3 protein-coding genes are annotated in these 4,465 nt (G+C 71.1%); all 3 read right to left on the reverse strand.

Going from position 1 to position 4,465, the window contains the following annotated elements; genetic code table 11:
- Positions 1-913: 913 nt before the first annotated feature.
- The 3 genes from ACIBEA_RS44195 to ACIBEA_RS44205 all read right to left on the reverse strand — a co-directional run bounded on the left by ACIBEA_RS44195 (position 914) and on the right by ACIBEA_RS44205 (position 4,398).
- Positions 914-2,722 (reverse strand): hypothetical protein, encoded by a 1,809-nt coding sequence (locus ACIBEA_RS44195; protein ID WP_399270174.1) that lies wholly within the window; start codon positions 2,720-2,722, stop codon positions 914-916.
- A gap of 215 nt (positions 2,723-2,937) precedes the next feature.
- Positions 2,938-3,357 carry a hypothetical protein gene (locus ACIBEA_RS44200; RefSeq protein ID WP_399270176.1) on the reverse strand — a complete coding sequence of 140 codons (420 nt, stop codon included), beginning with the start codon at positions 3,355-3,357 and terminating at the stop codon, positions 2,938-2,940.
- 39 nt (positions 3,358-3,396) lie between these two features.
- Positions 3,397-4,398, reverse strand: coding sequence for a helix-turn-helix domain-containing protein (locus ACIBEA_RS44205; RefSeq protein WP_399270178.1), 1,002 nt, complete (start codon positions 4,396-4,398; stop codon positions 3,397-3,399).
- Between the last annotated feature and the right edge of the window lie 67 nt (positions 4,399-4,465).

Below are 4,465 nucleotides of genomic sequence, written 5' to 3' on the forward strand. Positions count from 1 at the left end.
CCGTCCGCTGGCTGCCCCGACCCAGCCGCAACCACACCTACCCAACCGGAAAACCGCAGCTCATCGAGCTATAGCACGGTTCATCACCACGCTCTAAAGCGTGCCGTCGAACTGAGTCGGACAGCTCCTCCGGAACCCGCCATTGCGCTGTTTGCGCTGATGGATTCCCTAGTGGAGTCGATCCGTTCTGATGGATGGCGAACTGTGGCCAGCCAGGCGGCAACCATGGCCAATTACGTCAGCCAACCCCGCAGAGGGATTGGCCAGTTCTGACTGCCTGACGGGAGTCTGGCAGAGCGGTCACTCACGACGAAGCGCCTTGGAGCTGTCCCAGCCGCGCCCGCAGCGTGGCGACCAGCAGGCTTCCACGAGCGTCCGCGTGGATCCGCACAGATCCGCGTGACGGCGGGCGCCGAGAGCATGTCCGGTTCGCGTCGTCCTGTTGGGGGAGCCCCGGTTCTCCGTGCCGGCGCCTGCGGTAGGAGGAGGCGTTCCTCGCTTCGCGCGGAGGTCAGAGACGGGCGTTGATTCGTGATGCGGCGAGTGTCACATCGCCTTCGCCAATAGAGGTAGAGCGGCAGTCCGCCGCGATGCGGGAGGTGTCCCGCCGGGCGTTCCCCGAGCCGCCCACCGTGCCGGACGACGCGCCGGCCCCGATCGACCAGGCCGCGTCCAGCGCCGCCGCCAGGCCGCAGCGACCGAGGCGGCCGCGCTGCGCCGGGCGCGGCAGGAGCGTGCGGGCACCCTCGTTCCGCAGGCCGTGGCACGTCGCGCAACAGCGTGAACGGCCGGCCCGTTCGGACGGCGCGTGGGTTCGTGATTTCACGCGGGAAACAGCGAGCTCGGCCCGGGGCGGGGCCGCCTCTGGGGCGGCCATTGGGGGCCTGCAACTGGGAGAGGAGTCCGTGCGGGGTCAGGGGGTCTGCGCGGTGGCGGTTGCGCCGTCCAGGGAGTCGAGGAGCTCACCGAAGGTCACTTTGGTGTCGCCGTACTCGAAGGTCATTCCAGCAGCCAGCGCCTCCCAACGGCCGGTACTGCGCCCGCAGTGCTCCACCAGGATCGTCAGCGCGATCGCAGGTTCGTTGCGGGAGACGATCTCGTCGGCGGGGATCTGGCGCAGGTGCTCCAGGGCGTGGTGTCGGGATTTGATCAGGGCCCGGTAGATCTCGGAGCGGGAGAGAAGGTCGTCGGCGGCGGGGGAGTCGAGCCAAGACTGCAGGACGGCTGCGGGGTCGGGGTGCTGGTCCAGTTCGTCGTCGCTCAGCAGCCGCAGTACACCGTCGTCTTCGTCCTCGGGGGCCGGGACGGCGGCCACCGCCTCCAGGAGCCAGGCCGGGCCCTCGGTCTTCTCGGCGATCCAGGCCAGCTCGGCGGGGTGCAGCACGTTCAGGGTGTCGGTGACGGCGGCGAGCGGGGTGTGAGGGTTGGCGGCGAGCGCGGCCAGGATCTCGGCACGGCGCTGCTCGTTGTGGCGCTCCAGAAGCCGGGCCGGGTGGTCGTGGTCGGCGGGGAGGTTGCCGTCGAAGACGCGGATCAGGGTCCGGCTCGGCGGGTGGGAGACGACGGCCGGCTGGTCCAGGGCGGCGAGCTGGGCGCAGGCGCCCGCGAGGTGGTCGGGGTTGGTGCTGAGGAGGGCCAAGTCCTCGGCGAGGTCTCGCACCCGCCCCTCGAACTCGTAGTCCGTGTCCCTCTTCTCGGGCAGGGCCAGAAGCTGGCCGCGGACCACCGCCTTGTCGGCGGCTGCGGCCAACTGCTCGGCGGCGAGGTGGGCCAGGCTCGGGTTGATCTCGATGCGGCGGGCGATGTGGTGCAGGGTCCTGCGCGCGGTCACCTGCGGGTTGGGCAGGTCGGCCAGCTCGGGCAGGCACAGCGCCGGCAGGCAGGCCAGCAGCAGCTCCTCGCTGAGCGCGGGGGCCGGATCGGCGGCGGGGAGTTCTTCTTCGGGTTCCTCGCCGGGCAGGTAGCCGGCGGCGCGGGTGCGGGCGTCTTCCGCGGCCTGGATCTCGGCCTGGTCCAGAAGCAGGTGCTGGACGGCCGCCCCGAGCGTCGGATGCGTGACCAACTGTGCCCACTGTTCGGGGCACCGGGCGAGCATCACCCAGGCGCTGCGGCCTCCCAGTTCCATCGACCAGTCCTTCCCGTACGAGGACATGGCCTCCCAGCCCTCTTCGGGTTCCGGGTGGAGCAGGTACGCAGCGAGGGGGGTGAGGGACGCTTCGAGGACGGCGTTGAACAGGGCCTGTGGCACCGGCGGGGGCGGTGCGGATCCTTCCTTGCGGGTGTACCGGTCGGGGTCCCAGTCGGCCACGACCCGCTCCACCTCGTGGTCGGCGAGGCGTGGCAGGAGCCCGATCGCGGCCTCGACTTGCCCGGGGTACCGGGCCAGACCAGCAACCAGGCCGGGCCACAGGCGGCGGTGTCGCAGGATGGCGGGCACGTCGTCGCCGGTCACCGTGCCCGCGGCCGCTAGGGCGGTGAGCAGCTTTTCGTCACCGTGGGCCAGGAGCCGGCCGCGCAGCCGCTTGGCGGAGGTCCGGGCCAGCAGCGCGGGCAGCGCGGCCTTGAGGGCTTCTTCCCGCCACTGGTCGCTCCGGGCGTCGAAGCCGTCGGGGCGCATCGCCGGAGTGCACAGGGCCTCGATCACCGTCTTGAGGGCCTCCTTGGGGAGGTCCTCGCTCATCGCGAGATCCCGCCACAGCGGGTACGTACGGGCGTTGACCATCTCGGATCCCCTCCCATTCCTGACCCGGCGTCACTGCCCGGTCGCCATGCGTGGAACGACCGTACGGCCCTCTCCTGCATGAGCGGGGCCGATCCCCGAAGTCGCCCCGCCCGTGTGCACCGGCCCGGTCGACGGCCTGCCCCCGTCAGGAGGGTGGGCTCCATGGGCAGCCCGACGATCCGAGGGTTGACCGGTTATCACTAGTGGGCGGGTGATCAGGGTGCGGGGTGGGTGGTGGTTCGGGTGAGGTAGCGGATCTTGCTGAGGTCTCGGCCGGTCATCGTGGCCGTGGCTTCGGAGGTGAAGCCGATCTCGGTCAGGATGCGGATGTCGTCTTCGAAGGCGCGGCCCGGGGTGGTGGTGGCCAGGGCGCGGGTGCGTACTTCGTGGGAGAGGTGGTCCCAGGCGTGGGCGGCGGGGTTGATGGTGGTGAGGAGGGTGGTCCAGTTGAGGATGAGGTTGCCGAAGGCGGCGCGGACGGCGTCGTGGGCGAGCCAGGGTGGGAGTTGGGCTTGTGCGTAGGTGAGGTAGTGGGGGTGGTGGAGGAGGTAGAAGGCTTCGAAGGCGGGCGGGAGCGTGAGTGCGAGTCCGGTGGTCGAGGTGGGTGTGGTGGTGGGTTTGGGCTGGTGGTTCACGGCCGCTCCCGGGCGGTGGTGGGCGTGGGTGGTTCGGGGTCAGTCGGAGGAGCTGGTGTGGGGCCGGGGGGTGTCGGTGTCGGGGGGTGAGGTGGTGGCGGCGCGCCAGAGGGGGAGGAGGTCGGTGGGGTGGCCGCGGAGGGCGTAGATGAGGCGGGAGGTGCGGAGCCAGTCGGGGATGTCGCGGCCGGCGAGGATGTCGCGGATCTGGTCGTTGGTCAGGAGGCCGTCTCCGACGGCGATGCGGAGGGATTCGTGGGTGCGGCAGCCGTCGGCGAGGTAGAGGGCGCGCAGGGCGGTGTGGAGGCGTTTGCGGGCTTCGGCTTGGGTGGTGGGGGCGTCGGGTCTGGTGGGGGTGTCGGGGGTGAGGGGGCGGTGGGATGCCTCCCACAGGTCGCGGAGTTCGGGGAGGGCGCCGTCGCAGACCTCGACGAACTGCAGGACGACGGGCCAGGAGGGGCGGCGGTCTCCGGACAGGACGCGGGAGAGGTGGGAGGGTGAGATTCCGATCTCGGCGGCGGTGTCGGCGATGGTCATGCCGGTCTTGCGCTGGAGGAAGGACAACGCCGTAGCGAGTTGCTGGCCGGGGGGCTTGCTCGTGGAGGCCGTGGTGGTGAGGGCGTGATCGGCGCGGTCTCGGCGAACTCGCTTGAGCCGGCGGGCCAGGCTCTCGGACTTCCACCGCTTGCGCAGCCGCTCGGGGCTGATGTCCAGGGGTGCGGCGAGCGCGTTCCAGGACTCGCCATCCAGGCGGGCTCGGTGAATGACCGCGGCCTCGGCGTTCTCCAGCAGGGCGGGCAGGGCGTGGAGCTGGGCGAGGAGGGAAGGGCCGGGCGCCGTGTGGATCGCGGCCGAGTAGAAGGCGCCGGCGGCTTTACTGAGGGCTTCGCCGGTGTAGAGGACGAGGGCGTGCGCGCCATCGGTGCCGGGCCCGGGGGCGGTGGGTGGGGGTTCCTTGGCGCAGGCGAGGCAGCTTTCAGCTCGGGCGCGGGGGTCGGGGAGGGGGAGTGGGGTGAACCGCCCCGGGTTTGATGGAGACATCGAAGACCCGGAAGGATGTCGATCATGGCTGCTCCCCGTAAGTACCCCGACGAACTGCGTGAGCGTG

The sequence above is a fragment of the Streptomyces sp. NPDC051555 genome, from assembly GCF_044454405.1.
In the GTDB taxonomy this organism is placed as follows: Bacteria; Actinomycetota; Actinomycetes; order Streptomycetales; family Streptomycetaceae; genus Streptomyces.